At 55.3% G+C, this 26312-nt stretch carries 18 protein-coding genes; 10 read left to right on the forward strand and 8 right to left on the reverse strand.

All coding sequences use genetic code 11. The features are described from left to right. Positions 1 to 17 precede the first annotated feature (17 nt). Complete coding sequence (locus tag G516_RS0107305; RefSeq protein WP_028293088.1) at positions 18 to 305, reverse strand: EscU/YscU/HrcU family type III secretion system export apparatus switch protein; 288 nt, start codon at positions 303 to 305, stop codon at positions 18 to 20. Next, a complete protein-coding gene (fliK, locus tag G516_RS0107310; RefSeq protein WP_028293089.1) occupies positions 302 to 2359 on the reverse strand; it encodes a flagellar hook-length control protein FliK in 2058 nt (685 codons plus the stop codon). Before fliK ends, G516_RS0107305 begins: the two co-directional genes overlap by 4 nt. A gap of 429 nt (positions 2360 to 2788) precedes the next feature. On the opposite strand from fliK, the gene ccmA reads away from it, so the two are divergent. The 9 genes from ccmA to ccmI are packed head-to-tail and all read left to right on the forward strand — an operon-like array spanning position 2789 to position 9954. Then, positions 2789 to 3496, forward strand: a complete 708-nt coding sequence (ccmA, locus tag G516_RS21520; protein WP_051219045.1) for a cytochrome c biogenesis heme-transporting ATPase CcmA — start codon at positions 2789 to 2791, stop codon at positions 3494 to 3496. Then, on the forward strand, positions 3493 to 4161 hold the full coding sequence (gene ccmB / locus G516_RS0107320) for a heme exporter protein CcmB (protein WP_028293090.1): 669 nt from the start codon (positions 3493 to 3495) through the stop codon (positions 4159 to 4161). The genes ccmA and ccmB overlap by 4 nt, the downstream gene beginning before the upstream one ends. Before the next feature lie 24 nt (positions 4162 to 4185). After that, complete coding sequence (locus tag G516_RS0107325) at positions 4186 to 4947, forward strand: heme ABC transporter permease (RefSeq protein ID WP_028293091.1); 762 nt, start codon at positions 4186 to 4188, stop codon at positions 4945 to 4947. Continuing rightward, complete coding sequence (ccmD, locus tag G516_RS21525; RefSeq protein WP_084644932.1) at positions 4947 to 5198, forward strand: heme exporter protein CcmD; 252 nt, start codon at positions 4947 to 4949, stop codon at positions 5196 to 5198. The genes G516_RS0107325 and ccmD overlap by 1 nt, the downstream gene beginning before the upstream one ends. A gap of 27 nt (positions 5199 to 5225) precedes the next feature. After that, positions 5226 to 5732, forward strand: a complete 507-nt coding sequence (gene ccmE, locus G516_RS0107335; protein ID WP_028293092.1) for a cytochrome c maturation protein CcmE — start codon at positions 5226 to 5228, stop codon at positions 5730 to 5732. Then, entirely contained in the window at positions 5732 to 7717 is a 1986-nt protein-coding gene (locus G516_RS0107340; protein ID WP_028293093.1) for a heme lyase CcmF/NrfE family subunit, read from the forward strand. The genes ccmE and G516_RS0107340 overlap by 1 nt, the downstream gene beginning before the upstream one ends. Beyond that, positions 7714 to 8238: a DsbE family thiol:disulfide interchange protein gene (locus tag G516_RS0107345; protein WP_028293094.1), complete on the forward strand. Its 525-nt coding sequence runs from the start codon at positions 7714 to 7716 to the stop codon at positions 8236 to 8238. The genes G516_RS0107340 and G516_RS0107345 overlap by 4 nt, the downstream gene beginning before the upstream one ends. Continuing rightward, on the forward strand, positions 8235 to 8726 hold the full coding sequence (locus G516_RS0107350) for a cytochrome c-type biogenesis protein (RefSeq protein ID WP_245582631.1): 492 nt from the start codon (positions 8235 to 8237) through the stop codon (positions 8724 to 8726). Before G516_RS0107345 ends, G516_RS0107350 begins: the two co-directional genes overlap by 4 nt. A 22-nt stretch (positions 8727 to 8748) precedes the next feature. After that, on the forward strand, positions 8749 to 9954 hold the full coding sequence (ccmI, locus tag G516_RS0107355; protein WP_028293096.1) for a c-type cytochrome biogenesis protein CcmI: 1206 nt from the start codon (positions 8749 to 8751) through the stop codon (positions 9952 to 9954). A 157-nt stretch (positions 9955 to 10111) separates the two neighbouring features. Here the strand turns inward: ccmI and G516_RS0107360 are convergent, their stop codons facing one another. The 6 genes from G516_RS0107360 to G516_RS0107385 form a co-directional block, all read right to left on the reverse strand. Then, a complete protein-coding gene (locus G516_RS0107360) occupies positions 10112 to 11107 on the reverse strand; it encodes a hypothetical protein (RefSeq protein WP_028293097.1) in 996 nt (331 codons plus the stop codon). A gap of 174 nt (positions 11108 to 11281) precedes the next feature. Next, entirely contained in the window at positions 11282 to 17065 is a 5784-nt protein-coding gene (locus G516_RS0107365) for an OmpA family protein (protein ID WP_028293098.1), read from the reverse strand. A gap of 96 nt (positions 17066 to 17161) precedes the next feature. Continuing rightward, positions 17162 to 18412 carry a DUF11 domain-containing protein gene (locus tag G516_RS0107370; RefSeq protein ID WP_028293099.1) on the reverse strand — a complete coding sequence of 417 codons (1251 nt, stop codon included), beginning with the start codon at positions 18410 to 18412 and terminating at the stop codon, positions 17162 to 17164. 19 nt (positions 18413 to 18431) lie between these two features. Then, positions 18432 to 18893 carry a DUF11 domain-containing protein gene (locus G516_RS0107375; protein WP_028293100.1) on the reverse strand — a complete coding sequence of 154 codons (462 nt, stop codon included), beginning with the start codon at positions 18891 to 18893 and terminating at the stop codon, positions 18432 to 18434. Between the two features lie 23 nt (positions 18894 to 18916). Then, the gene (locus G516_RS0107380; RefSeq protein WP_051219046.1) at positions 18917 to 19954 is read right to left on the reverse strand and encodes a hypothetical protein; all 1038 of its coding nucleotides are present in this window, start codon (positions 19952 to 19954) and stop codon (positions 18917 to 18919) included. A 10-nt stretch (positions 19955 to 19964) separates the two neighbouring features. Continuing rightward, positions 19965 to 22610 carry a DUF11 domain-containing protein gene (locus G516_RS0107385; protein ID WP_028293102.1) on the reverse strand — a complete coding sequence of 882 codons (2646 nt, stop codon included), beginning with the start codon at positions 22608 to 22610 and terminating at the stop codon, positions 19965 to 19967. A gap of 1603 nt (positions 22611 to 24213) precedes the next feature. Between G516_RS0107385 and acs the strand changes: the two genes are divergently transcribed. Beyond that, a complete protein-coding gene (acs, locus tag G516_RS0107395) occupies positions 24214 to 26163 on the forward strand; it encodes an acetate--CoA ligase (protein WP_028293104.1) in 1950 nt (649 codons plus the stop codon). Positions 26164 to 26312 lie beyond the last annotated feature (149 nt).

Below are 26312 nucleotides of genomic sequence, written 5' to 3' on the forward strand. Positions count from 1 at the left end.
CGTCTTTACCGCCGAGCTCAATGATCAGGCGTACGGTTCTGAATACGGTACACCACCGCCAGAATCTCTGCGATCACCTGATACAGCTCGGCGGGAATTTCATCCCCGATTTCCAGTTGCCCCAACCATTCGGTGAGGCTGGCGTTTTCGTACACCGGCACCGAGTGGGCTAATGCCAGTTCGATGATGGCCTGGGCGACGTCGTCTTCGCCTTTGGCAACCAGCGTCGGGGCATCGTGCTGGTCGGCAACATAGCTCAGGGCAATGGCCTGATCGGCCAGTTTCAGGGATTCCGGAATACTCATGTGTGCAGGTCCACCAGCCGTTGCTCAATGCGGTTCTGTTCGTTGTCGGGCAGCAGGCCGTGTTTGACGTCCAACAGCTCAACGCGCGCGCCCAGCTGCCCCAAGGTGCTTCTGAGCCCAGCCATTTGCTGACTCAGTTGCTGACGTATCTGGGCTTGTGGCGACCAGAAGGTCACCGAAATATCGGGCCAGCCCATCACCACTTGCACATCCAACGGGCCGGTTTGCTGCAGATCAAAATGTAGGTTCAGGTGCCAGCGGCTGGGGCGATGTGCTTCGCCGCGTTGGTCTTTGGTTTCTGTCTGGGCATGGCCGTTGTCACTGGCGTTGTTATGGTCGCTGCTATTGCCACTGAGTCTGGAAGGGAGCGGCTCCTGCTCTGGGCTTTTTTCCGACGTGCGTTCTGACGCGCGGTCTCCTGCCAACTCCCGCAACGGCTCCGTTTGTTCTTTCCTTAAATCCAGTGTCGCCTGCTGCAACTGGTCGTTCTGATTGAACAGCAACAGGCTGCGTAGCAGCGACTCGCCCTGACTCTGCGCCTGACGCATCTGTATTTGCTGGGTTTCTATGTTGGCCAACGCACCTCTGAGCTGTTGTACCAGAGCAGCCTCTGCCGAACCGGATAAACCGGTGGCGCTACCAGAAATAGCTGTGCCGGTCTGAGTTGGCGTCGGGGCTTGGGCCTGGGTTTGGCTCTGACTTGTAACACTGGCCCAGCTGGTGGGTAATTTGGTGGACAAGGTGGCAGGCAAGGAGGTGGGCAAAGAGGCAGACAAGGGGGAAGGACTGCCAGCTCCTTGTTGCGCTAGTCCGCCGTGCTCTGCCAGCAAACGGGTGAGCAGGGTTTTCAGGTTGGGAGGCGTCGCATTGTCCAGGGCGGCCTGAACATTGGCACTCTGACGTTGGCTGTATTGCGCGCCTATGCCGTTAAGCTGTTTTTGCAGCTGTGTGGCGTCAGACGCTGATTTGTGTAGGGGCTTGTGCAATGGTGGTTGCAGGGGCTTTTGTAGCGTTTTTTGTAGGGAGGGCGACAGTGACTCTGTGGCCTGCGGATTCGTCTGTGCAGTCCCGGTTTGGCTGCTCGCTTTGGACTCTGAAAGCGTTGTGGATACGACAGAGGCCTTGGCAAACAGTCGCCCCGCAGCTCGAAACAGTTGGCCAGCCAGATCCTGAGAAGTGCTTTCGGCACTTGAGTCTGGCTGGGCGTTCAGCTGTTGCATCAGATCGGCTTCGTGAAAAATACCGGATTGCAGGATCGCGTGCTTCACCTGGTTGGCGGTTGGGGGCGTGCTGTTGGATGAATTGGGAGTGAAAGCACCGTCTGCTGTTTGCTTGGCAGTCGGCTGGCTTTGGGTTGTCCCCGAGCCGCCTAATTGAGGCAATTGCTCAACAAAGGAACGCAAGGCTTGTTGGTTATTCGAGCTCTCAAGGCTGCCCAGCAACTGTTGTAACAGCTGGGCGGTGGCTTGCGATACCGTTTTATTTGCAGCAACTGGCCCTGCCTGTGACGCATAGCTTTGAATCTGGCTGTGCATACCGCCAGCTTGCGCATTGCCCGCAAATGCTTTGGTGGCGTTGTTTGGCGATATGGAAGACGGCGCGGGCTCTGCCGTTTGTATCGGCAGTCGTGAGCGCAGCAGTTGTTGTACTGCTTGTTGTAGAGGAGCGGCGCCGGACTGCGATGGTGTGGCTGGGCTGGTGCCGGACGGCGGCGGTTTTACCGACAGTACCTCAACGGTCGGCACCGGTTTGGCACTGCTGTCGATGGCCAGAGTCAGCTGGCTGCCTTTGGCAATGGGGCGCTGGCTGCTGACTTCAAAGGTGTCGTTGCCGGACTTTAATTGCAGCAGCTGTTGGCGGCTTTGCTGGTCGACCCGGGTGGCTACCACGCTGGCATGAATGATCTGCACATCGCGTTTGGCCGTTGCCGCATTCATGCTTGTATGGGCAACTTCGCTGCTGCCCGCTGTCCCGTTGCTGGATGGCGAGCTGGCGGACTGGCGTTGCGGCGCGGTTAATGCGGCGGACAGCAAGGGCTGCATTCGATCCGTCATAGCGCCGATCCTGCCGGGTGGTTACTTATGAGGCTGGAGCGACTGACGTGAAATAACATGGTATCGCTCCTGTGGTGATGGCTATGTCTCTGTAACAGCGACATAGCCTTGGTTACAACGGCCAGGTCTGGCTAAAAAGCACCGATTGTGTGTCGGACGCTACTGGTCCATGATCAGGCCCGCAGTCAGCCAGACCCGTCAGCCAGCTCTCAGTCAGTCATACAGTGCTTCTCTGGTTATCGGCAGCGGCCGTAAAAGCTTGAAAACACGATGTAAATAACCCGCTGGTATCAGAAAAATTGAACCAGAGACCTATCTGGGTCAAGCCACTGCATGGTTTGTTTTTGTATATAATGTGAGGCCTTTTGAGCGACTGGTCAGAACGTCGTTGGCCACTGGCGTATGAAATAACAGGCATCCGGAGTTTGAATGCTCGATCGTTACGACAATAACAGTGTCTCTCTGGCCGCCACAGACTTGTTCTGTGAGCGCGATGACCGGGTGTTGTTCGAATCTCTCTCCTTCGCCATTGGCAATGGTGACCTGTTGCAACTGGCTGGCCCCAACGGTGCGGGCAAAACTACCTTGCTGCGTCTGCTGGCGGGCCTTAATCGTGACTACGACGGCGAACTGCTGTGGCACGACGAACCGCTCGATGATGTGTTCTCTGAATACGCCGCCCGGCGTCTGTACCTTGGCCACTCGGCCGCCATCAAACGTGCACTAACCCCGATTGAAAACCTGCGTTGGCTGGTGAGCCCCTGGGCCGAGCAAGCCAATATCAGCGACGATGAGCTGTGGCAGGCGCTGGAGCAGGTGGAACTGGGTGGCTACGAGGAAACCCCTTGTAATCAATTGTCTGCCGGGCAGCAGCGTCGGGTGGGGTTGGCACGGCTGGACGTGGTTCCGGCACCGCTGTGGATTCTGGACGAACCTTTTACGGCGTTGGATGTATACGGCGTTGAATGGCTCGAGCAACGCATCCAGCGCCACGTTGAACGTAACGGTGCTGTCGTGATTACCAGTCACCATGCCTTGCAGAACATTCCATCGTTGCAACGACTCGACCTCGGCCTACTGGCAGCCAGTCCGTCGCGGTCAGATGCTGTTAGTGATGCTGAAGAGGGCGCGTCATGAGTCTGGTGGCTGCTACTATCAAGCGCGATCTGTTGCTGGCTGCCCGCAATCCGGGCGAGTGGCTTAACCCGCTGATGTTTTTCCTGATGGTGGTGGCGCTGTTCCCGTTGGCCGTTGACCCTGATCCCAAGTTTCTGGCTCGTATCGCCGGTGGAGTGATCTGGGTGGCTGCCTTGCTGGCAACGCTGTTGTCGCTGGACGCGCTGTACAAATCCGATGTTGAAGACGGCACGCTCGAGCAGTGGCTGGCGTCGGGTGAGTCCTTGTATTTGCTGGCGTTGGCCAAGGCGCTGGTGCACTGGCTGTGCAGCGGTTTGCCGTTGACGCTGATGGCTCCAGTGCTCGGCGTGATGATGGCGCTGCCACAGGATGCCTATTGGGCCATGATCCTGAGCTTGCTGGTGGGTACGCCGGTGCTGAGTCTGCTGGGTTCGGTAGGCGCGGCACTGACGGCGGGTGTTCGTAGCGGTGGGCTGCTACTAAGCTTGTTGATTCTGCCGATGTACGTGCCGGTACTGATTTTTGCTGCCAGTGCGGTTTATCACGCCGGTATTGGTATGGATTACAATGGCCAAATCGGCTTTTTGGGTGCCATGTTGGCATTGGCCGCTTGTCTGACCCCTTTTGCGGCGGCGGCAGCATTGAAACTGAATTTATCGCGCTAGCGAGATGTAGTCAGAGGTTTGTTTATGTGGCAAAAGCTGGTTCGCCTGTATCACCGTCTGGGTTCGCCCAAATGGTTTTATGAAATCACCTCCGGCTGGATCTTCTGGCTGACGCTGGTGTCTGTGATCGGCTGTGTTGCCGGTCTGGTGATGGGGTTGCTGTTTGCTCCGGCGGATTATCAACAGGGTGACAGTTTTCGCATCATTTACATTCATGTGCCAGCGGCCATTGTGGCGCAGTCGGCCTTTATGATGATGGCGGTTTCCGGAGCGGTGTATCTGGTCTGGAAAATGAAAATGGCGGCCTGGGTTGCCCGTGCGGTTGCGCCATTAGGGGCCAGCTTCTGCCTGATTGCGCTGTTTACCGGGGCTATTTGGGGCAAGCCAACCTGGGGTACCTGGTGGGTGTGGGACGCGCGCCTGACGTCGATGTTGTTGCTGCTGTTCCTGTATTTCGGGGTCATGGCGTTGCAGCGGGCGATTGAGTCGGAAGAGGCCAGCCACAAGGCCGGTGCCATTTTGTCGCTGGTGGGCGTTGTGAATATTCCGATCATCAAGTACTCGGTGGAGTGGTGGAACACCCTGCACCAGCCAGCAACCCTGAAACTGACCGAAAAACCGAGCATGGCTCCGGAAATGCTTTGGCCGTTGCTGATTATGATTGTCACCACCTACGTGTTCTTTGCCCTGATGGTGATTTTGCGCACCCGCAACGAAATCCTCTGGCACGAACGCAAGCGCGGTTGGGTGCAAGAGCTGCCGGAAATGCTGGGAGGAAAACGCTGATGGAATTCAATAGCTTCAGTGAATTTCTGGCGATGGGACGCCACGGTTTTTACGTCTGGTTGTCCTATGGTCTGGCGGCGCTGGTGATTGCCGTCAATGTGATACTGCCCATGCTGCAACGTCGGCGCCTGATCCGCGAACAGGCTCAGCGCGTACGTCGTCAGCAACGGCCCAATAAAACGGCAGCAGGCAATGCATCTGCTTCCGAATCAGCTGCCCCAGAGGCGGCGACCGTGAAAAGCCGCCCGTAAGGAGCTGTTAGTGATGAGAGGTAACGCATGAATCCCAAACGTAAGAAGCGCTTGCAACTGATTATCTTTTTGGTGATTGGATTTGGTGCTGCGGTTGGATTGCTGATGTATTCACTCAGCCAGAACATCAACCTGTTTCATACGCCGAGCCAGATTGCCGCTGGCGAAGTGCCGCAAGGGCGTACCATTCGTGCCGGCGGCCTGGTGGTCGAGGGCAGTGTCAAACGCGACAACAGTGGCCTTGGCGTGACCTTTGAAGTCACCGATGGTGCTGCCAACGCAACCATCTTCTACGAAGGCATCCTGCCGGACCTGTTCCGTGAGGGGCAGGGCATTGTGGCCATGGGCCAGCTCGATGCTAACGGCGTGTTGCAGGCATCGGAAGTGTTGGCCAAGCACGATGAAAACTACATGCCGCCGGAAGTGAAAGAGGCGCTGGAGCAAGCCCATAAGGATGGCAAGCAATCCATGCAAGAGGCTGCCAATGGCGGTTACGGCACGGATTCCGAGACAAACAAGGCCGGAGCGTACTGATGTTGGGTGAAGCCTACGGCGGCTTGTCGTCGCTGCCTGAGTTTGGTCAGCTGGCGCTGATCATGGCCATGATGGTGGCCTTCCTGCAAGCGCTGGTGCCCTTGTGGGGCGTTGCTGCTAACAATGGCGTAGCGATGACCTACGCGCGGCCGTTAGCGGCGGCGCAGGCGCTGTTCCTGTTGGTCAGTGTGGTGGTGCTGGCGCTGTGTTTCGTTAATGACGATTTCTCGGTGGCCTATGTGGCAGCCAACTCCAACACCGCACTGCCAACCCCGTACAAGATCAGTGCGGTGTGGGGCGCGCACGAAGGCTCGTTGCTTTTATGGGTTGCCATGCTGGGCTGGTGGGGACTGGCCGTCGCCTTGTTCAGCCGCTCGTTACCGTTGCCGATGCTGTCGCGGGTGCTGGGCATCATGGGGCTGGTGTCGTTCGGTTTTATTCTGTTTACCCTGGAAACCTCCAACCCGTTTGAACGCATTCTGCCGTCGGTGCCAAGAGAAGGGGCCGACCTGAATCCGCTGTTGCAGGACTTCGGCCTGATTGTGCATCCGCCAACCTTGTACATGGGCTATGTCGGTTTGTCGGTGGTGTTTGCGTTTGCCATTGCGGCCTTGCTGGGCGGTCGTCTGGACGCGGCCTGGGCGCGCTGGTCCCGTCCGTGGACCACAGCGGCCTGGGTGTTCCTGACCATTGGTATCGCTTTGGGCAGCTGGTGGGCCTATTACGAACTGGGCTGGGGCGGCTGGTGGTTCTGGGACCCGGTTGAAAACGCCTCGTTGATGCCCTGGCTGGTTGCAACTGCCTTGCTGCATTCATTGGCAGTGACGGAAAAACGCGGCCTGTTCAAAAGCTGGACCGTGCTGCTGGCGATTTTTGCTTTCTCATTGAGTTTGCTGGGTACCTTCCTGGTGCGCTCCGGGGTGCTGACCTCGGTGCATGCGTTTGCCTCAGACCCTGAGCGGGGTGTGTTTGTACTGGCGCTGCTTGGGCTGGTCGTCGGCGGTTCGTTGCTGATCTACGCATTGAAAGCGCCAACGGTGGCGTCGGTTGGCCGTTATGAATGGCTGTCGCGGGAAAGCTTCTTGCTGATGAACAACCTGCTGCTGCTGGTCGCTGCGTTTGCAATCCTGCTGGGCACCTTGTATCCGCTGGCGATTGATTTCCTCGGTATGGGCAAGATTTCGGTCGGTGCCAGCTGGTTCAACCTGATGTTTGTGCCCATATCCGTTGTACTGACCTTGATCATCGGTGTCGGGGCCATGTCGCGCTGGAAACAGGACAAGGCCAACCGTCTGACGCGGGAAACCTGGTGGGCTGCTGTGGCGGCGTTGCTGTTGGGCATCGCTGCACCTCTGGTCGCCAGTGGTGAGCTGAACTGGTCGGTGGTGATGGGCATTGGCATATCGGTTTGGCTGGTGGCAGTGAGTTTGGCGGATGTGTGGAAAAAGTGCCGCGGTCAGCTGTCGCGTATTCCATCCCTGAGTCTCAGTTTCAACGGCATGATTCTGGCGCACATTGGTGTCGCCGTAACCGTGGTGGGCGTCACCATGGTGGCCAACTACAGCATTGAGGAGTCCGTGCGTATGGCACCGGGGGATTCCTACGTCGTGGATGGCTATCGCTTTGAATTCGAGCGTGCAGGCCACATTGAAGGACCGAACTATGTGTCGGATGCGGCGCAGTTTGTGGTGTACGACGGCGACGATGAAATTGCTGTATTGCGCCCTGAAAAGCGTCGTTACCTGGCCCGCAACACCATCATGACCGAAGCCGCAATTGACGTGAACCTGCTGCGTGATGTCTACGTCTCCATGGGTGAGCCACTGGACGACGGTGCCTGGGGCATGCGCATTCAGGTGAAGCCGTTCATGCGCTGGGTCTGGCTGGGTGCCATCTTTATGGCCGTTGGTGGTGTATTGGCGATGTTCGACAAACGTTACCGTCAGCGTAAGCAAACGGCGGATGCTCAGGAGGCTTTGGCATGAAGCGGTTTGTGTTGTTCGTTCCCCTGGTTGGGGTATTGGCACTGGTCGTGCTGTTCTTCCTCACCCTTGATCGGGAAAACAAGGATGCCCTGCCATCGCCCTTGATCGGCCAGGCATTCCCGGCCTTCGATATGGTGGCGCTGGAAAGCGGTGCCGCTGTGACGGCCGAAGACCTCAAGGGCCAGAAGCTGTTGGTCAATGTGTGGGCCACCTGGTGTCCGACCTGTAAGGCCGAGCACGCGTTTCTGAACAAGCTGGCCGACCAGCAAGGCATTCGCATTATCGGCATCAACTACAAGGACGAGGACATCAAGGCCCGTCAGTGGCTGGAGTCGTTCGGCAATCCGTATGAAGTCAATGTCTCTGATCCCGATGGCAAGTTGGGGCTGGAGTTGGGTGTGTACGGCGCGCCGGAAACCTTTCTGGTGGATGCCAATGGTGTGATTCGTGGCAAGCACATCGGCGATTTGAACACCGAGGTGTGGAAAAAACTGCAACCGCAATTTGAGGCCATGCCATGACATCGATGAAAAGCCTGCTTGCGGCTTTCCTGTTAGCGCTGACGTCTCTGTTTTCTCTATCAGCCAGCGCTGTGGTGGAAGGCTACAAATACCAGTTCGACAGCGAAGAAGAAGTACAGCGTTTTAACGGCCTGGCCGAGGTGCTGCGCTGCCCCAAATGTCAGAACCAGAACCTCGCCGACTCCAATGCACCGGTAGCCAGCGACATGCGTGAAAAGGTCTATGAGCTGATGCTGGAAGGCCAGAGCGATGACCAGATTGTTGATTATCTGGTCGCTCGTTACGGCGATTTTGTGCATTACAAGCCGCCGGTTCGGGCAGAAACCTGGTTGTTGTGGTTTGGTCCCTTGATCGCCTTCCTGATTGGCTTGCTGGTGTTGCGTCAATTGCGTCGCAAACAAACGGTTGAGCAAGCCCAACCTCTCACCGAAGCAGAACGCGCGCAGCTGGAACGTATGAAATCCGGCGCCGATTCCTCTTCCAACTGACAAGGCTGTAGCGGGATTTTCCATGATCTGGATGTTATTGATTTTACTGGTACCGCTGGCGTTGCTGTTGCTGAAGCCGAGCTGGTACAAACCGACCGAACACACCCAGTCGGAAGAAAACCGACTGCTGTATCAGGAGCGAACCAGCGAGCTGGCGGCTTCTGATCTGGACGAAGACGAAAAAGCGGCGCTGCAACTGGAGCTGGACCGCGAGTTTTTGGCCAGTGCCACTCAAGCACAGAATGGCCAGTCTGCCAGTCGTGGTAACTGGATGATGCTGGGCCTGATGCTGCTGATTTGTGTGCTGGGCAGTGTGTTGCTGTACGGCTTCTGGGGCGCCGACAACGAGCTGCGCGCAACGGCGCTGCTTAACAAGGGTGGCCAGGTTGAACTGACGGCTCACGAGCGTGCCGAGTTGATGGAGCGTATGGATACCGCCGCTGCACGCAATGGCGATAACCTTGAATGGTCTTACCTGAATGCCCGTTTGTTGATTGCCGATGGTCAATACCAGCAGGGCGCTGAGGCCTTCAAGGCGATTCTGGCCGAGCTGCCGGAAGAAGCTAGCGCCGATCGTGCCGCAACCTTGACTTTGCTGGCCGAAGCCCTGTTTTACGGCGCCAACCAGCAAGCGACGGACACTATGTACGCTTACTTGCAGCAGTCGCTGGAATTGAACGCCGACAGCCGCCAAACCCTTGGTCTTGCGGGCATTATGGCGTTTGAGTTGGGTAAGCATCAGCAAGCCATCGAGCACTGGAAAGCGCTCTGGCAGGGGCTGCCTGCCGGGCAGGAATCCCAGGTGTTGGCTCAGGGCATCCGTCGTGCTGCGGCTGAGCTGGAGCGACAGGGCCAGACAGTTGATCTGTCTTGGTTGGAGCGCACAGGCATTCAGGTGGTTGTGGATCTGTCACCACAGGCTCGTGCGGCGGTTCAGCCAAGCGATATCGTCTTTGTGTTGGCCAAAGCCGTGGCAGGGCCACCGGCACCGCTGGCGGTACAGCGTTTGACCGTGGCTGAATTGCCGGTAACGCTGACGCTGGATGATTCGATGGCGATGATGCCGAGCATGACGCTCAGCAGCGTTGATGAAGTGACGCTGGGGGCTCGGGTTTCCGTGTCGGGTCAGCCAGTGGCGCAGCCGGGCGATTGGCAGATTGAAGTGTCGCCAGTGCCAAGTGATACCCGCGAGACTATTCGTTTGACGATTCAGAACCGGGTTCAGTAACGCGTTCGATTCAGACCGTTTGTTACTGCTGTCTGCTTACTCATTTCTCGTTGGCGGGTGACAAGCCGACGTTGTTTAAACCCAAACTCCACTTATACCCCGCTGGCATTCAGCGGGGTATCTCATACTGGCCCGGTGCGTACGCCGGGCCGTCAGATCAATCGAAGTTCCAACCGATCGACAAATACGCCGCGTAGGCTTGCAGGGTGTTCTCTGGCAGGGTGGTGGTATCCAGCGCGTTGTAGCGCTTTACGATTTCATCCCGATGGCTGTAGTGAGCGGTCAGTAGCAGCATGGTGCTCAGGTGGGTACCAAACTGATAACCCGCGCCAATTTTGCCGGTCACATCCAGGCCACCGCCAAAGGTGCGGTCTAGGGTTTCGTTAACGCCACTGTTCAGCACCCGCTCGTAAATCGGCGTGCCGGCTTCCAGTGAGAACTGATAGCGCGGACCGCTGGTCTGGCGCATAAAGTAGCTGTCGTAGGCGATACCTGCCATTACGCCAAAGTTACTGGCGTCTTCATAAACCACCGTGGCGTTGGCTTCCGGGTCGTTGGCGATGTCGTTGAAGTAGTCGTCGCGGCTGTTGATATCAGCGTTCCTGCCGGTGTCGTCAGCCACTTTGGCATCCACCACCGCCATCATATCCGGTTGGCTTTCGATGTAACTGCGCATGGTGCTGTTGAGAGCGTCGTTCGCCGTGCCCATGGTCCAGCGGAAACGCGAGAACGAGGTTTTCTGGTAGTGCATGCCACCGGTGGCGTACCAGCCGTTCTGGAAGTGATAGGACAGGTTGATGTCGAGGCTGGCAAAGTCGAGCTGGGTGGTGCTCTGCTGAACGTAGCCGTCACTGCCCGCCAACTTCCACTCTTCGTCGTTTTCAAAACCGATCAGTGTGGAGGTGGAGATAATGGAAAAACCAATACGATCGTTGACCGCGGTATAACCGCCTGAGCGCTGGACGAAGTTAACCGTGGTGAACTTGGAGTCCATATCGACGCCGTACCAGTCCTTCAGGCTTTCCTGGTAGTTAATGTGCTGCATGCCTGCGGCACCAAAGACGCTGAAAGAGCGGTTTTCGTATTCGGCATGGGCGCTGGCGCTGAATACCAGGCCAGAAGTCAGAATCAGGGAAAGTGTGCTGCGGTTCATGGTCACGTCCTGCTGTGAGGGAAGATGACGGAACTATACAAAACTTACTCTGTCAGCAGTAGGTTTGTTTAAATTTTAGTCTGGGGTCTGGGGTCTGGGGTCTGGGGTCTGGGGCAAGAGAAGAAAAACGCTAGCCCAAAAACAAACAAGCCGCTGTAACAGCGGCTTGTGTGTTTAGTTGAAGGAGCTGCGCATGCCGGACAGCGAGTTTTGGTCTGCCTTGATGCGAATCTTGATGTATGGGCCTTTGGCGGTGAAGTTGGCGGCTGAGAAGTCGTCGTCAACAAAACCGGTGAAGTTGTAACCCACACCCAACCAGGTGTTGGTCTTCGGAATCCAGCCAACCGACAGGCCAGCACCGTGGCTGGACTGGCCTGCTTCGTAGGAGTGCAGGCGGCGGCCGTGAGCACCAATATCCCAGCGCTTGCTGATGTGGTGACGCCATTCGGCAGCCATGAAATCAACGGTGGCAGCGTAGTTCTCATCATCAAACTGGCTCAGGGTACGCTTGATGCCGTACTGGCCAGTAATCTGATCGCGGTCGGTCAAGGCAAAGTTGCCGTGCACGTTGTTGATCAGCTTACGGGTACGATCCGGCGCGCTGGAACCGTCGCCGGATGCCGTCTGAACCCAGCGGGTTTGCAACAGTACCGCGTAACGGGATTGCTGCGGGCGAATGGCCAGGTCAAACATGGCGTCCAGTTGCTGATCGTAGCCGGTCGAAGCAATCGAACGGAAGTAGTCGATGCTGGCACCGGTAGACAGGGTGTCACTGATCGGGTGGTACAAGCCACTGGAGCCAACCCACTTATCAGTTTCTTCGCCGTCGCGGTATTCCACCCGGTTGTTCCACTGCCAGGCGACGGTGTTGTAGCTGAAGCCGGTGTACACCGCGTAGTACTCTTCGGTGGTGTCGGACGACTCGGCCGGCGCGTTGGATTCCAGGTTACGGGCCTGGTCGAAACCGAGGCTGGCGGTCCAGGCGTCGGTAATCGAGAAGTCCTGTACCAGACCGGACAGTGCCATCAGCTGGTAGGCATCGTCCTGCTTCACTTGTTCGATGCTCTGCTCGGCGGTAGCGCCTTTCCACGGCAGGGTACGAATACCAATGGTGGTACGCATTGGCGCTTCGCGGCTGAAGCCGGTTTCAAACGCCGAGAACAAGCTGGTGCGCTGGGTAAACTTGTAGTCGGCACCCAATACCAGTTGGTTGTAGGCATCGCTGCGGCTGGTCACGTTGGCCAGTGCCGTGGCCGATATTTGCAGGCGGTCGTTCAGCAGCTGGTGACTGATACCCGCGGATACCTGATCGGTGTAGAGGTTTTCTTCCGCCGCTTCTGATTGTGCCGTTACCAGACCCAGGGCTGTCTGGGTGTCAGGAGAAACCGTGTGGTTCCACTCAATCTGACCCTGGTAAGTGTCGTAACCGGTTTCGAGGGTATGGTGATGGAAGGCCACACCATTGATGCGGTCTTTATCGCCAAGGAACAGGCTGGCCTCAATACCTTCCTTACGGGTACCGTTTTCGCTGTCTTCGGTTTGGTCGACACCGTAGTTTTCGCCACGACGGCTGATGTAAGCCCGTGCCTGAACCTTCTCGGAACGTTGGTTAACCTCCAGCAGGTAGGCGGAGTCTTCAAATTCACCGGCGGTGTTGCTCTGACGGCTCTTGCCCACTTCAGCCTTGATCTGGGTTTTGCCCAGTTCAACGGTGGTATCCACTGCGGTAATACGACCTTGCTGATCCGGCTGGTTCTGGTTAATCACAGAGACACCGGCTTTCACCTTGTTGTTCATCAGCTTGACGCCCGCACGACCACCGGCCACGTAGCCCAGCTCGTCACCGTCGACTTCGTATTCGGCAACGATGTAGCGCGGATTGAAGTTTTCGTCAGTGGCGCGAATCGGCTGTTTGAAGTAAATGGTGCCGTCGTAGTAATCGATCACGTAGTCGTAATCTTTCAGCAGCGGCGTTGAGCTAACGACCACTTCGCTGCGGTAACGATCACGAACTTCCAGAGTGATGCTTTCAGACGCCGAAACAATGTCTTCTCGGCTCAGGCGGTACAGGCCGGAGGTGCCATCACCCTGAATCACATCGCGCACGAAACCATTGTCGGTCTGTGACACAAAGGCACTGGCTTCGAAGTGCTCGCCCTGGAATTCGGATTTGATCGCGGTCATACGACGGTTGTATTCGGCCAGCTCGGTCTGGTCGAGGCCGGTGTCGACATCACCGAACATGGCGTAGAAACGGTCACGCTCAATACGTACGTACAGCTTGCGGCCTGAGCTGGCATCCAGATGCTGTTCGCTGGCATCGCCATACAGGGTGTAGTACTGATCGGCATTGATCATATGGGCGAAGGCTTCGGAACCTGGCTTGGCGCTGTCGTAGGCAGCGGTCAACAGCCAGTCACCGGCAACCGCACCCTGCGCGTAGAAGGCTACGCGGCCGTCGTGGTAGATGTTGTCGTCAACATCTGCAGCACGGGCGTTGGTCTTGTTGCCTTTGGTCTGGTTGTAACCCAGCGTCATGTCACCGATACCCACCAGAATCCACTCACGCGGCTCCGGTTTCAGCCAAACGCGGATTTCATCGGTCTGGCCGTTGGCGTAGTTAAAGGTCAGCGTGGCCTCACCGGCTTTGTTGGTTGGCGCCAAGCGAATTTTGGCAATACCGTCCTGGCCAATGGTGTACATCGGCTGGGCGTCTTCCAACAGCGGCGCAGATTCGGTTTGCTGCTTCTCGGAGTACAGCGCATACGGAGAGGCAACGGACACCGCACCTTGCAGGTTTGGACGCAGTGGATAGCCGTCCTTGTCGAACAGCTGTACGGCGACCACCGGGGTGTTGATACCGTCGGCCAACAGGATGCTCTGGTCGCTCACCAGTTCTGCACGGGATGGGGTTTCCGCCAGCTGTACGCGGGAGTTGATGGTGTCTACCAGAGTGTCGTTGGCATCGTACACTTCAACGCGGAAACGGTTGGCGCCGGCTTCAATACCCACACCTTTCCACTTGGTTACCATCAGGCCATTGTCGCGGCTACGGAAAATCTGGTCGATGTTCAGTGCCGATACGGGCTTGTCGTCCAGGAACAGTTTTACCTTCTGGCTCTTGTGGTACTTGATGGCAATGTCGGTGGCCGAAATTTCCGGGCTACGATCCAATGGTGGCCATACCCAGGCAGGCTGGTTGTCTTGCTGCTTGAACCAGTTTTCGTCGAAGTCCGGCATCTTCGGCGCTTCGTAGACTTCGTCCTTGATATCCAGGCGACGACGGTTCTTGAAGCGCATGGAGTCTACCGACATCTGCACTTTTTCGGTTTCGATCTGAGCGCCGAGGGATTCCAGCTTCACCTTCGGATCAGCACCCAGCAGGTTCACTTCAACACGGCGGTTTTTGCTGCGGCCTTCGGCGGTGGCGTTGCTGGCAATGGGGTCGGTTTTACCGCGACCTGAGGCGGCAATCTGCTCGTCCTGAAGGTGCAGGCGTTCTTTCAGATAGCCGGCAACAGCACCTGCACGAGCTTCGGACAGCGCCTGGTTATCCGGGAAAATGTGGCGGCTGCGTGGTGCAATACGAGTGGTATCGGTATGGCCGACCACTTCCAGTTGCAGGTTTTGCAGATCGGCCAGAGTGGTTACCACACCGTCCAGAGTCAGCTTGTCTTCTTCGGACAGTTCGGCGAAGAACACTTCGAATTTCGGTTGTTCTGGCTGCTCAATCACACCTTCCGCAGGTGGAATTTTCAGCTTGGCCAGAGTGGTCACCGGGTTAACCTTGAAACCTTTCTGGTCGTCGACGTCGAACATGGTGACCGACTTGGTCAGCAGTTCGCCCTGTTCGGTATCACCGGACACCACGCCATTGAAGGTAATCACCTGTGTCCATTCTTTTGGCTTGTCGCCAAGGCGGAACAGCAGGGTAGTACCGAAACGTTCCGGGTCCATGGCTGGCTGACCATCGATCAGTACCGAACCGGTGCGATAGACAACGCCCTTCGGCAGAGAGATCAGCTGCTGAACGTTTTGTACTTCCAGTTCACCTTCACCGGTCAGCTTCAGTTCGTAAGCCAGTTGTTGATCAACCGGGGAGTTCAAGGCAATCGATACCGGGTCCTTGCGGTCCAGTGGTGCCAGAGTCTGGGTCAGCTGCTGGGATACTTCACCGGAAGGCGGCGTTTTGCGCTTCAGGGTGTAATCAACGCGCCACAGGGAACCAGGCTGGATATCAACAAACTGGCTGAAGTCACGGCCAGCATGGAAGCCCAGGTTGTCACAGGTTTGCAGTTCCAGGTCGCCCGGCAGGGTGACGGTATCCAGTTGCACCACATGGGCACCAGCGGTGACGTTTTCGATGTGCCACTCACCGTTTTCATCGGTAACAACGTAGGTGCCGTCTTCCATAAACAGACGTACATCCGGCACACCTTCCTGCTCGGTTTCATTCTCGCAGTCGCCAATGTAAACGCGGCCGTAGAGACGGGATTTTTCACGGAAGAACTCGTCTTCGATCTTCACCCGGGCATTGGCGACGTTCGCGGTCAGCAGGTCGTCAATCAGCTCGACCTTGTTGGTCAGCAGGCCTTCGGCACCGGTGCCAATTTGCACAACGTAAGTCAGTGACAGAGTGGCACCTGCTTCCATATCAGGAATAGAGAACAGCAGGGTGCGACCGTCGGCACTGATTTCCGGTTCATCGATGAGTTCGCCAGCAAAGCGGGCGCTGCCAGCCTGATAACGCATACCAACAGGCAGTTGGTCGCGCAGTTGGCCGTCGTTCAGTTCCACATCGGCCAACGTCAGGGTCACGGTGAAGCGAATAAAATCACCCACCGCAGCGGTGGTGGAGCTGGCGCGTTTGCTCAACAACACACCGGTATCCAATGGGTCGGCCGGTACATCGGTCTGGAAAATATGATCGGTAACGCTGAATACGCCGCCACGGGAGGCGCCATTGATGAGGAAATCGCCGTTCAGGGCAGCAATTTCGGCATCGCTGGTTTCGCCTGGAATCAGGTAGTTGCTAGGGCCTTCAAATTCCAGGTAGTAGCTGCCGTTTGGCAGGTACGGGAAGCGGAAGCTGCCATCCGGGAAGCTTTCGCTGACGGCCAGTGCTGCAACGTCGGCGCTGTTGGCTGGGCCTGTGGTCAGTTCTGACGGGTAGGCGGTGACGCCATCGTCGTCATAAACCGTGGCTGGCTGACCGGTTGCCTGATCCATGATACGAACCACTACGCCATTCAGCAGGGCGCCGGTGGTGGCATCGAATACACGGCTGAACGGGTCAAAATAACCGTCGTCATCGGCGGTGTCGGTCGGGTCCGTCGGGTCGACGTAAGTTCCCACGGCGATTTCGCCAGTGGTAATGGACAACACGCAGTTGTAGTTCTGCATGTCATCACTGATGTCGGTGGTGTTGATTACACCATAGAAGATACCTGTGTCGACATCAGACTCGGTCAATCGAACAGTCTCGACATCGGTACCATTTTCGTTCTGCAAATCCACATCCAGCTGGTCTACGCGTACCGGATTCAGGTTCTTGTCCTGATCCTCGACACGGATAACCACAGGTTCACCCACTTTAAAACCGTAGTCCTGGGCATTGATACCAAAGCTGCCTGGCAGGCTTTGGCTGGCGCCGGTCAACAGGGTGAATTCGTTGTTTGCAGTAAAGTTGCCACTGCTGTCGGAGCATTCGGAAGCGGCAATGTTGGCGCTTGCGGCACCGCTGGCATTGCTCAAATGCAACAGTTCGAGTGTGGCGGGTGTGGCTATTGGCGATGGGTTGGCTTCGCTGACATCCTGTACGGTAAAGGTTACCGAACCGGATTGACGCATGGCAGCCGCACCAACCTTGTAGTTGGCAATAGCGTGGTTGGTGATTTCAGTATCGGCGGGTGTGGCCGCGTGTGCCCACCCACTAATACCAATAATGACTGTGGCCATAATTCCCTGGCGAAACGACAGGCAGGACAGTGCCCGGGGCGTTGCCCCGTGCACTGTGTTCCATGCTCTATTCAACCTAGGAAACAGAGTCATGGCTTAGTCGATGGTTACCGAGATGAACACGGTTTCTTCAGACTTGCCCGCGATGGTCAGGTCGTTGACCACGATGGTGCTGCTGTAGGTAGTGCCGTCAGGGGTGTTGCTGTACTGGTCAGCAGAACTGCCTGCATTAATTGCAGTTGCTGCATCGAAGTTAGCAGTGATGGTGGATGCATCGGTCAGAGCGGTCGTTTGCAGTTTCACCTGGTTAGCGGAGTAATCACCGGTTGCGGTTTCGTAGAAAGTTACGTCCAGATCCAGTGGGTCGGTTACGTCAATGCCGGAAGCATCTGCGCGGCCGGTGTTTTTCACTTGCAGCTGGTACACAACCACAGCGCCCGGGATGGCGTATGGAGAGCTAGTGCCGTTCAGTGGGTCAGAGTAAACCGCGCTGGTTTTGATCAGTTCCAGTTGTGGCAGGAACAGTTCAACAGCGTCCTGATGGGTTTCGGAGTTGTTGCCATCAGCGTCAGCGTAAACGACTTCAACGGCGTCGTTGTCGTTGCCGTCAGTGTCTTCAGTCGTCAGGCTCACACCAGAGGTACCGCTGTAGGACGCGGTAACGCCAGTCACTTCAGTTTCAACGATACCAATGGCCGCATCGTCACCGATGAAGTTTTCATCGTCTGCTACAACAAAGATGTAAACCTTGTTGTCTAAGTTGGTGTTGGCAGTGCCTGTGTCGTCAGCTGAAATGTAACCGGTCAGCTTGTCAGTAGTGATTTCGGTATCAGTAGATGTGTCCAGAGCATCGTCTTCGCTCAGGTAGTACTTGAACGTACGAGCGGTGCTACCGGAGCCGTAAGTGGTCACGTCGAAGTTATCAACCAGGTTGGCAACGTTGGACGCGTTTTCAACGTCGGTATCGGTCATGGCAGTACCGGTTACAACGTCAGCAATGGCGCCAATGTTGAAATCGACGGATGCGTTGCTCAGGTTACTCAGTTGGAAGCCCAGTACAGGGTCGTCGGTTGCGCCGTCGTTCTGCTTGGTCAGGGTATCGTTATAGATACGGGACAAGACGAAGTTGACCTTGATATCCACCAGGAAGGTCGTCGGCGCGTCAGCGTCGTTACCGTTCTTGGAAGAAACGGTTTCCTGAGTTGTGTTACCGGAACCTGAGCTGAAAGTCAGGGTTGCACGGTTGGCAATAGAGGTGCCCGCTTCGGTGCCAATGGCAGCAGCATCCAGGGATGTCATGCCCAAGGCAGCAATCGCAGGAACCCAGAGGGCTTTTTGCAATTTCATGGAAGTTCTCTCCTAGGTTTTAGTTGACGCGTACTTTGAATTCCACCGAGCCTTCAGAGCCCGGAGCAATCGCATCCAGGTTCCAACGGATATTGGTGATGTCTTCAGGACGAGCCAGTTGTTGTTTGCCATCTTTGATAACAAACAATTCAGCAGCGCGGGCAAAGGTTTGGCCCAGGTCTGCGGAATAGGTGATCTGGCTATTCAGGCCTTTGGCGCTGTTAGCCACATACGTGGTTTTCTTGGGTACCGGGTTGTTGATCGCAACGGAGGTTGCGGCATCCGCACCGGTATTGCTGTAGCTGATGCGATAACCAACGATATCGCCCGGTACCACTTTTTCGAGGCTCTGCCATTCTTCGGCCAGAGAACCGTCCGCCTGCTCAATCACGACCACCTTATAGGCGGTATTGATCAGACTGACTTCTGCGATTGCGGCCAGTGGCATCAGCAGCAGGACTGCGATCAGGGATTTGAACATGCGCACGGTATTTACCTCTCTTCTTACTTGATTTCAGCTTGCAGCTGGATAACGAAAGTATCGCCGTCGTTGCGAGTACCCAGGTCTACATTGACAGTACCGCTAACGCCGGTAGCGTCATCGAAGTCACCTGCGTCAGTGTCGTCGGCGTCAGTCAGCGCGGCGCTGTCGAGTACCAGAGTACCTTCAACGTATTCCATGCTGGCTGGCAGTTCATCGCTTACGACCAGGCTGTCGACAGTGCCGTTAACCACTTCAACGTCGATCTGGTAGGTCACGATGGAACCAGGAACACGGGTGCTGCCGCCGAATGGGTCAACGGTGCTGACAATGCTCTTGGTGATTTCAACAGTGGCAGTACCACCGCCGGTACCAATTTGCAGGCTGCCGTTAGCGTCGTCGGTGTAGCTGGTGCCAATAACGGCATCCGGAGCGCCACCGCTACCAACGCCAGAGATCAGCTCACCAGCCGTTGGGGTGGTGTCGCCGTGCTCGTCAACGGTTTCAGACAGTGCGGTCAGGGTCAGCTGGCTCAGGTCGTCCTGAACCAGGGCAGCACCGCCGTCACCGGTAGATGGAGTGTCGGCAACGATGAACAGGGTAGCGTCTTCGTCAGCAGCCAGACCAATGGAACCGGTACCGGAAGCGATTTCGGTATCGGCAGAGTTAAAGGTGCCGTTGCCATCGGTATCGATGTAGATACGAACGTTGCTCATGTCGAAGGCGTCGCCACTGGCGTTTACTGCTTCCAGTACGAAATCTTCAACGCCGTTACCGGTGTTGGTAACAACGAAGGTCAGAACCTGGTCGGTAGCACCAGCGGTGGTGGATACGGAACCGCTGTTCTGGGACGTTACGTTAACGTTGATCAGTTCCAGAACGGTCAGCTCTACCTGGCTGCTTTTGGTCAGACCAGTAGCGCCACCTGGCAGGTCGTAGGTCGCGGTCGCGGTGTTGGTAATGTCCGTACCGGCTGGTGTGCCGACGGCCAGGGCAGCGGTGCTGGCCAGAGCAAATGCAGCTCCGGTAACCAGACGCGTTGCGTTTTTGATCGTCATCATCGGGTGTCTCCTACTCGACTTTTACTTTGAATTTGAGCGTGAACTCTGGGTATTGCGTCCCATTGGCAGCATTCATGGTGCCTTTGGGGGTAAAACGAATGTGGCTGACATTGGCGTTGAATCCTTCCGCGTCAACATCGGCACTGGGGTCGTACGTGAAGTCATTTCCGTCTGTGGAAAAATCGATATCGTCCGAGTTGTCGTCCAGCGTGTTAAAGCTGAATGACAAACCACTGGACACAGCACCATCGGTGAACACAAACGGCGCAGAACTGGCTTGGTCGAGGTTACCCTGCACAAACAGCGGTACCAGGTTTTCGATAGGGTCGACCAGAGAAATGGTGTCCGCTTCGATTTCGCCGTCACCTTCGTTGCGAACGGTCAATGTGTACACCAGATAGCTGCCTGGAATGGCCTTTGGGTTATCAAACAGATTGACCGGGTCCCACTGGGCTTCGACGGTTTTGACCACCACAGGCTCTGGACGGCCGACAACTTCAATGACGGCTTTGCGCTTGGCCGTGACCATGCCTTCGCTACCTTCGTCCGAAGTAACGGAGATGGTCCATTGGCCAATGGCTGTATCGTCGGCCACGTTGAACGGACCAAACTGATAAACACTGATCGCACCACTGGAGCTGACCGGTGTAATGACCTGGTTATTGATGATGTTGTTGCCGTTGTTGTCGGTAACGGTCCAGCGGGTTTCCGAGATATCCTCGTAACCGAATGGATCGGATACCACGATACGGAAATAAATAGCGCTGGTTTCCATCACTTCGGTCAGTTTGCTGCCGTTTGGATAGGCATCGCTGTAGGCACCCAGTTGTTCAATCTGAATAACGGTTTTTGAGTTCAGACGTACCTGCGAGTTGGTGCCGTTTGCAGTACCGTAAACGCGCATACGGTTATTTGTGTTGCCGTACTGAACCCGTACCTGAATTGTGTCTCCGGCGGAGATGGTGCCCTGATTTATGATCCCCATATCGACGTTCACTTCGGTGGTGGTACCACACTGCAGCCAGAAGTTTTCATACTGGTAAAACTCCGCAAGCAGGGTGTCCGTCGTGGCGTTGTAGAGACTGAACCAAACGCGGTCGTAGCGCTGCCAGTTGCAGTTGCCATTGTTGGGGCGCAACTGCAGGGTGGTGGATATGGTTTTGCTGTAATCCAGTTCAATGGCTGTTTGAGGATTTGGGGTCAGCGTCCAGGCGGCGACTTCCCACTGCGGGATTGCGTAGTAAGTTGCTTCGTCAGAACTGTTGTCCGCAGATCGGCTGGCAGTCAAATTGGCTTCGCTGTTGGCTGAGTGCAGGTAGATTGGTTTGTTACCTGTGGTATTGGTAGCTTCACCAATGACAACAGGTGATGACGTCACCGTAGTGTCAGGGTTAATACCGTCGCTGATGGTGGCAGAGTTGGAGATCGATGTGCCATTACTGATGTTTTCAGACAGTGTTGCCTGAACCGTGATCGAAGCACTGCCACCTGCGCTAACCGTAAATCCGGACACAACAAAATAACCGGCGTTATTGTTACCCGCAGGCTTTGCATAGCTACTGACCGAGGCGCCCGCTGGGGCTGAGATCACGGTAAAACTGTCCATCTCCGCAGGCAAGTGATCTGTAACAGTCACATCACCATCGGCGTTCCCCGAGTTATTGACAGTAATAACGTAGGTCAGGGTGTCGCCCGCACTTACGGATGAGCCAATATCCGTCGTATCCAACTCTTTGGTAGAGCCAGACAGGTCTGGTGCACCAATGGTCATGGCCAGAGTGGCTGTGTTATTGCTGCTCTTGTTGTCGAATTCCACACCGTTGACCGTAGCGGTCAGGTTCAGGCTGGTTTGTGTGGTTGCCGCAGTGCCTAACGACAGCGTCAGGGCAGGAGCCGTACTTTCATCGCTGATGGAGCGGTTTAACGTACAGGTAATCAGGCTGGTCGTCGCAGAACAGTTCCAGCTGTTGCCGGAGAACGAGTCCAGAGTCAAACCGTCCGTCAGTGGAATGGTAATGACGGTACCACTTGGCGCATTGCTCGGACCGTTATTGGTGGTGGTCAGCGTGTAGGTAGCGGTATTGCCGCGCACGACGCCGACGGTACCGGAAGACGTTAACTGCAGGTCGGCAACATCGCGGTTTGGAACACTCAGCACTTCTGCTGTGAGGAAGACCCTGTCTCCGCCTGATGAATACAAGGTATTGGCGCTTGTATCACCCGCATTCATATAAGAACCGACCTCATAGCTATCTATGTCAAGGCCGTTGGTATTGCCAATCTCATTTGAATAGGAGTTGAACTGCTGATTCGCAGCATTGCCGGACCCGGTGAGCTCTACGTTGTTGAAAAACAGATCTTCAGAGAACCCGTTGTCTGGATCAGAGTTACCCTCATCGCCTTCCCAGGTAATGTGAGCATGATGACCTTGTTTTGATGCCGGATTGTCATCAACAACAAAGTTGTTTGGTACAAGGCTGATCGCACTGCCCTGAAACATTTGAAAACCATCGAATACGTTAACAACGCGAAGCGGCTCACTAGGGGCTTCATAAATGATCACCAAGGCCCAGCCACCAAACACCGTGTTGTTGCCACAGTAGATGTTGTTCTCAATGCCTGTCTGAAAATTCAGGCCACTGACTGTAAAGGTCAACGTACCGGAGCCAGAAATGCGGTTAGTTACATCTGCCTTGGCACCGAAGTACTCGAAGTTTTGATTGTTTGCACCATTGATGGTGTATTCATTACCGTTTGCGTAATAGTTAAAAGTAACTGTGTCACCGTTTACACTAGATGTGTCAACTCTGTCTGCAGTGACTGTTTGCCCGTTAAAGGTAACTGTGCTGTCAGGAGAACCGTTGCCAGCCCAATAAAGAAAGGCGGCTTCGATATCTGCATTACCCGGTAGCGTAACAGAGTCACTTGAAGTGCTATTTGCTGCGCTGCTTCCTGTAGGCTGGCACTCTTCTTCCCTGTAGCTCCACCCCTGACCATTCCAGTAGTAAATGTCTGTACCATCTCTGCGGAAACTTCCACCTGCTAGAACAAAATCCATGTTCCCCGCAAAGGTTTCCGTCAGCGTTACTGGCGTATCTGCCTGTGCACTGGAAACGGTAAGGATACTGAACACCATCCATGCAAATACAAAACGCAACAAAGCCCCGATGCTGAGCACCGGAGCCTTCATTGCGTTTGTAAATAATTTGCACTTCTTATTGCACATGGCGATTTGTATCTGCTTGAACCTGTTACGGAGTTATAAAAATCGGCAGGCAATAGTATGTAATGTAACGAATCGTAGTCAATTGGTTGGCAAGATTGTCAGTAAGCGATTCTGAGCATGTAAAACGTTACATTCGTAATATGGTCGGACAATCCAAAAAAGATTGAATGGTGGGGTTAGACAATGGTTCTTTGATGACCTTATTGTTCGTCTGATAGTGCTATTGAGCCGTAAAAATGAGACATGTGAACTGGTTGGCACTTTTTCCCGTTGTTGGGGTTTAAATAGTAAAGAAGTGTCAAGATGGCCGATTTTGAGCCATGAAGGGCGAGCTTTGTCATGGCAATTGGAAAGATTATCAGACTATTTAGTTTGCTAAGTATTTTGTCAATTGATCGGCGTCAAAAAATTGTTCCTGTGATATGAATAATTAACACATGATAAGTAGGTGTTTAGTTGGTGGTTAATGGCGCTTTAATCACTCACTGAACGCATGGAATTATTGTTAAATGATATTTTACGCAATGTAACGGTTTTATTTTTCCAATATGTGAATTGCGTCCATATCCTGTATATCAGAACTAATATTTATCGAGTGTTTTTTATATTAATCCGATACCAAAGTACTGGCTCTCTGGCTGCTTGGTATAACTACTTAATACGACCCGAATCACCTGAAAGGCTGCTACAGATCTGACCGTTGGCAGTGCTAATCTCGTTCTTAATTGAGAGTGAACAGGCGTTGTTTGCCGCTGTTCAGGAATGCGTGGCGTTGAGGCGTGTGCATTTTGACGGTTTCTGTTGGCTATCGTGCGTTCGATTTGAAAACTCTTTCTGAATCATGGGCTTGGAGCTGTCAGAAAGGGGATTTTTGCGGTGGTTTTGGGGCGTCCCCAAGGCCGCACGCGCGAATAGACCATCGTCTAATGTTGCCGACCGGTAGCAATGACCAATATGAATGCAAAGCGGCTGGCGACACCGTCCTGCGTATATGGATTCGCGATTACACATAATAAGTAGAGGGGAGAACGCGATGAGCGACCAGAAGGTTTATCCGGTAATGCCGGAGTTTGCCGACTCGGCCTGGATCGATAACGACAAGTACCTGCAAATGTACCAGCAGTCTGTAGTCAACCCGGATGGGTTCTGGCGTGAGCAGGCGCTGGAGCGCATCGACTGGATGCGTCCTTTCACCAAGGTTCGCAACGTATCCTTCGACGATCACAACGTCGACATCCGTTGGTTTGAAGACGGCGCCACCAACATGGCGTACAACTGTCTTGACCGTCATCTCGAAACCCGTGGCGACCAGACGGCGATCATCTGGGAAGGCGATAACCCGGACGAAAGCAAATACATCACCTATAAAGAGTTGCACGAAGAAGTATGCCGCTTCTCCAATGCTCTGCGCAGCCAGGGTGTGAACCGTGGTGATGTTGTCTGCATTTACATGCCAATGATTCCAGAAGCCGCAGTTGCCATGCTGGCCTGTACCCGTATTGGTGCGGTTCACTCGGTTGTGTTCGGTGGTTTCTCTCCGGAAGCACTGGCTGGCCGTATTGAAGACTCCAACGCCAAGGTTGTGATCACTTCCGACGAAGGCGTTCGTGCTGGCAAGAAAGTGGCTCTGAAAGCCAACGTTGACGAAGCCCTGACCAACCCGGCCATCAAGTCGCTGGAAAAGGTCATCGTCGTCAAGCGTACCGGTTCTGACGTTGCCTGGCATGGCCACCGCGACGTGTGGTACCACGACCTGATCGCCGTTTCTTCTGAACACCATCAGGCTGAGCCGATCGACTCCGAAGATCCACTGTTCATCCTGTACACCTCCGGTTCCACCGGCAAGCCAAAAGGTGTGGTGCATTCCACTGGCGGCTACATGGTGTGGGCATCGATTACGCATCAGTACGTGTTCGACTATCACGATGGTGACGTGTACTGGTGTACTGCGGATGTGGGCTGGATTACCGGTCACACCTACCTGATTTACGGCCCGCTGTTGAACGGTGGTATCACGCTGATCTCTGAAGGCGTGCCAAACTACCCGGCGATCAACCGCTGGAGCCAGATTGTTGACAAGCACAAGGTCAACATCCTGTACACCGCGCCAACCGCTATCCGTTCCCTGATGGCAGAAGGCACTGCGGCGGTTGAAGGCACTTCCCGTTCTTCCCTGCGTTTGCTGGGTTCCGTGGGCGAGCCAATCAACCCGGAGGCCTGGGACTGGTACAACAAGACCATCGGTGAAGAGAACTGCCCGATCGTTGATACCTGGTGGCAGACCGAAACCGGCGGCATCATGATTACGCCGCTGCCAGGTGCAACAGCACTGAAGCCGGGCTCTGCAACTCGCCCATTCTTCGGTGTGCAGCCTGCGCTGGTGGATAACACCGGTATGATTCTGGAAGGTGCCACTGAAGGTAACCTGGTGATGATCGACAGCTGGCCGGGTCAATCCCGTACCGTGTACGGTGACCACGAGCGTTTCGTTCAGACCTATTTCTCCACCTTCCGTGGCATGTACTTCACTGGTGACGGTGCCCGTCGTGACGAAGACGGTTACTACTGGATCACCGGCCGTGTGGATGACGTGATCAACGTATCCGGTCACCGCATGGGTACCGCAGAAGTGGAATCGGCACTGGTTGCTCACCCGAAAGTGGCTGAGGCTGCTGTGGTTGGCTACCCGCACGATATCAAGGGTCAGGGCATCTACGTATACGTAACCCTGAACTCTGGCGAGGAAGCGAGTGACGAGCTGGCGCAAGAGCTGCGCAAGTGGGTTCGTACCGAGATTGGCCCGGTAGCCACTCCGGATCTGATTCAGATCACTCCGGGACTGCCGAAAACACGCTCCGGCAAGATCATGCGTCGTATTCTGCGCAAGATTGCCGCCAACGAGCACGATGCGCTGGGCGATGTGTCCACGCTGGCTGACCCGTCTGTTGTTGATGTGCTTGTTGATAACCGCAAGAACCGCTGATCCATTCCGCGTCTTGTGAGTATCCTTTCAACGCCGGTTGCAGATTCTCTGCAACCGGCGTTGTTTTTTGTAGAAAATGCTACTAGTGTCGGACGTCAGCAACAGAGACGTTGCCAGGATTAAGTAACGGCCTTTTGCTGTTCGCTCTG

The sequence above is a fragment of the Oceanobacter kriegii DSM 6294 genome (assembly GCF_000422845.1).
GTDB classification, from domain to species: domain Bacteria; phylum Pseudomonadota; class Gammaproteobacteria; order Pseudomonadales; family Oceanobacteraceae; genus Oceanobacter; species Oceanobacter kriegii.

Coding starts and splice junctions, on each gene's coding strand:
- ccmA (WP_051219045.1), top strand. CDS start 2,789: ATGCTCGATCGTTACGACAATAACAGTGTCTCTCTGGCCGCCACAGAC.
- ccmD (WP_084644932.1), top strand. CDS start 4,947: ATGGAATTCAATAGCTTCAGTGAATTTCTGGCGATGGGACGCCACGGT.
- G516_RS0107365 (WP_028293098.1), bottom strand. CDS start 17,065: ATGGCCACAGTCATTATTGGTATTAGTGGGTGGGCACACGCGGCCACA.
- G516_RS0107340 (WP_028293093.1), top strand. CDS start 5,732: ATGTTGGGTGAAGCCTACGGCGGCTTGTCGTCGCTGCCTGAGTTTGGT.
- G516_RS0107305 (WP_028293088.1), bottom strand. CDS start 305: ATGAGTATTCCGGAATCCCTGAAACTGGCCGATCAGGCCATTGCCCTG.
- G516_RS0107325 (WP_028293091.1), top strand. CDS start 4,186: ATGTGGCAAAAGCTGGTTCGCCTGTATCACCGTCTGGGTTCGCCCAAA.
- acs (WP_028293104.1), top strand. CDS start 24,214: ATGAGCGACCAGAAGGTTTATCCGGTAATGCCGGAGTTTGCCGACTCG.
- G516_RS0107345 (WP_028293094.1), top strand. CDS start 7,714: ATGAAGCGGTTTGTGTTGTTCGTTCCCCTGGTTGGGGTATTGGCACTG.
- ccmE (WP_028293092.1), top strand. CDS start 5,226: ATGAATCCCAAACGTAAGAAGCGCTTGCAACTGATTATCTTTTTGGTG.
- ccmB (WP_028293090.1), top strand. CDS start 3,493: ATGAGTCTGGTGGCTGCTACTATCAAGCGCGATCTGTTGCTGGCTGCC.
- G516_RS0107350 (WP_245582631.1), top strand. CDS start 8,235: ATGACATCGATGAAAAGCCTGCTTGCGGCTTTCCTGTTAGCGCTGACG.
- G516_RS0107370 (WP_028293099.1), bottom strand. CDS start 18,412: ATGAAATTGCAAAAAGCCCTCTGGGTTCCTGCGATTGCTGCCTTGGGC.
- ccmI (WP_028293096.1), top strand. CDS start 8,749: ATGATCTGGATGTTATTGATTTTACTGGTACCGCTGGCGTTGCTGTTG.
- G516_RS0107380 (WP_051219046.1), bottom strand. CDS start 19,954: ATGATGACGATCAAAAACGCAACGCGTCTGGTTACCGGAGCTGCATTT.
- fliK (WP_028293089.1), bottom strand. CDS start 2,359: ATGACGGATCGAATGCAGCCCTTGCTGTCCGCCGCATTAACCGCGCCG.
- G516_RS0107375 (WP_028293100.1), bottom strand. CDS start 18,893: ATGTTCAAATCCCTGATCGCAGTCCTGCTGCTGATGCCACTGGCCGCA.
- G516_RS0107360 (WP_028293097.1), bottom strand. CDS start 11,107: ATGAACCGCAGCACACTTTCCCTGATTCTGACTTCTGGCCTGGTATTC.